Below are 2461 nucleotides of genomic sequence, written 5' to 3' on the forward strand. Positions count from 1 at the left end.
ATTAATTTCACAACAGCATCTTCTACAGGATCCTTATAGCAATCTTTTACTATTCCATATATTACATTTCTATCATCTCCTGGTAATGTCACATCAACATCATATTGTTTACCTTTTTCTATTACTCCATCTACTTTTACAACTGGACATATATTTTTATCATATTCCATATATAACTCATCCTTTCTATTATTTAGGCAAAGCCTTTTATATATAATATGATTTAAGCATTTTTTAGTTACTTTTTAAATATTTCAAAATTTTCAATTATCTCTTGTCAAATGTTATTTTTCGTGGTAAAATAGTATTTGTTAAAAATTAGTATCTGTTTAAGGGAGGTGCAAAAATGCCAAATATTAAATCTGCAATTAAACGTGTAAGTGTAATTGAAACAAAGACTGCAAGAAATAATTCTATAAAGTCTGGATATAAATCAGCTGTTAAGAAATTTGAAGAAGCTGTTTCAAAAGGTGATGTTAAAGAAGCAACTAAAGCATTTTCTTTTGCAACAAAGAAAATAGATCAAGCTTGTACAAAAGGCGTTATTGTTAAAAATACAGCTGCTAGAAAAAAATCAGCTTTATCTAAAAAATTAAATGCAATGAGTACAAAATAAATATTAAAACAACCTAAACAATAGGTTGTTTTTTTATGTCTTTTATTTCCATGTAAAAATCAAATTAATTATGTTATTATTAATTTAAAGCATAGTTTTGGAGGTAAATCATGATATATATTACAAGATATATTTTTATAATTAAGAAACTATTTCAAGTTTTTTCTACCGAAAAATTAAACTCACCAATTAAAAAGGTAACTGAAACAGGTATTAAAATAAGTTTTATTGCTTTACTTTTTTCGGTTCTTCTGATGACTTTATATATCGATTACAAGCCATCTAAATTTTTATTTGAAGCAAGTTCATTATTAGTACATAGTTTTTCAATGTTTATTGTATATTTTCTTGTTTTAGGAGTATCCTTTAATAAGCTACAAAAAGGCAAAAACAATTGATAATTTTTCATTTTCGTGGTATAATTTACTAGTTAGTATGATTGTACGGAGGCGAATTATGCAAATAAATAGTAAAAGAGAAATGCGTCATTTTAATTTTTTTTCAACATCTATTAATAAATTAACAAAGCGCAAAAGTAAAAATGACGGAGCACCACTAGTGAGTGTTGTAACTGTTTGTAATGAAAAATCTAATTCAGAATTTATTTTAGAAATGTTAAAATCATTACAAAACCAAACATTTCCATATTGGGAGTGGATTATTGTAACAAATACAAAAAAAGTTTTTCTTGATAATAAACTTTTAAAAAACAATCAAATAAAACTTATAAAAAGTAAATATAATTCAGTTCAAGATGCTAAATTAACAGGAATAAAAGAATCTTCAACAGATTTGATTTTTTATTTTGAGGAAAATGATCTTATAGATAAAACTTTATTAGAATGTGGTTACTTTTCTATGCTTCTTAATAAAGAAGCCGATTTTGCATATTCGTATACAGTTGAATTTGGTAAAAAAATAGATTAATAAATAACAGTATAATGATAATAGAAGATAAAAATATATCTTCTTCAGGAGTATTTGTAAGAAAAAATATATTCCTTACTTCAAACCTAAATAATCCAAACCTAAATCAAAACTTGGTTCCTTTAAAAATGGATTATTATGGTTATTGGCGCAGAATTTCTCCTGAAAAGCCTAGTAAATCATATGATTTAAGTAATGTTTCTGAAATTCTAGAATTTAAGCAAGATGTAATTAGTTTTGATGATAATGATAATAATAAAATAGATTTTACAGATATTCCAAGAAAAATATATTTAAATAGAAAACCTATTGTTCCTGAAGATTTAAAAAAGAGAATTTTATTTATATTTCCTTGGGCAGTTTCAGGTGGAGCAGAAATATTCAATTTAAATTTAATAAAAGGATTAAAATCAAGTGGTTATGAAATAAGTATAATAACAACTCAAAAATGTGATTATATTTTAAGACCTGATTTTGAAGAATATGTTGATGAGTATTTCGATTTAACAACATTTCTAAAAAAGAAAGATTGGCCATCATTCATTGAATATATAATAAAAAGCAGACGTATAAATATAGTTTTTGTAACCAATAGTTATTATGGCTATTATATATTACCTTGGTTAAAATGTAAATTCAATAATCTTCCAATTGTAGATTATATACACGCAGAAAATTTAACATTAAGAAATGGAGGATTTCCAAAAGATTCAAATGCAGTTTCAGATTTTATAGATTCAACATATGTATGTACTTCTCATCTCAAGGATATAATGTATAACGAAATGAAAAGAAGTACAAGAAATGTTAAAACAGTTTATATTGGAACAGACGAATCTTATTACGACCCAAATATTAAATTAAAAGATCCTCTTAATTTAAAAAAAATGTATAAAGATAAAAAACTAATTCTATTTC

At 24.4% G+C, this 2461-nt stretch carries 3 protein-coding genes and 1 pseudogene; all 4 read left to right on the forward strand.

The window, feature by feature from the left end:
• Window positions 1-346 precede the first annotated feature (346 nt).
• Window positions 347-616, forward strand: a complete 270-nt coding sequence (rpsT, locus tag ACMUOV_RS00030; RefSeq protein WP_413852555.1) for a 30S ribosomal protein S20 — start codon at window positions 347-349, stop codon at window positions 614-616.
• A gap of 110 nt (window positions 617-726) precedes the next feature.
• Window positions 727-1014: a hypothetical protein gene (locus tag ACMUOV_RS00035; protein WP_413852557.1), complete on the forward strand. Its 288-nt coding sequence runs from the start codon at window positions 727-729 to the stop codon at window positions 1012-1014.
• A gap of 58 nt (window positions 1015-1072) precedes the next feature.
• Complete coding sequence (locus ACMUOV_RS00040) at window positions 1073-1543, forward strand: glycosyltransferase family A protein (protein ID WP_413852559.1); 471 nt, start codon at window positions 1073-1075, stop codon at window positions 1541-1543.
• Window positions 1544-1557: 14 nt separating this feature from the next.
• Window positions 1558-2461: pseudogene (locus ACMUOV_RS00045) on the forward strand (hypothetical protein); the annotation flags it as partial.

This window comes from Candidatus Ruminimicrobium bovinum (assembly GCF_902760015.1).
Lineage (GTDB): Bacteria > Elusimicrobiota > Endomicrobiia > Endomicrobiales > Endomicrobiaceae > Ruminimicrobium > Ruminimicrobium bovinum.

What these genes read in the sequence shown, in the direction of transcription:
- ACMUOV_RS00040 (WP_413852559.1), top strand. Translation starts at nt 1,073, where the DNA reads ATGCAAATAAATAGTAAAAGAGAAATGCGTCATTTTAATTTTTTTTCA.
- rpsT (WP_413852555.1), top strand. Translation starts at nt 347, where the DNA reads ATGCCAAATATTAAATCTGCAATTAAACGTGTAAGTGTAATTGAAACA.
- ACMUOV_RS00035 (WP_413852557.1), top strand. Translation starts at nt 727, where the DNA reads ATGATATATATTACAAGATATATTTTTATAATTAAGAAACTATTTCAA.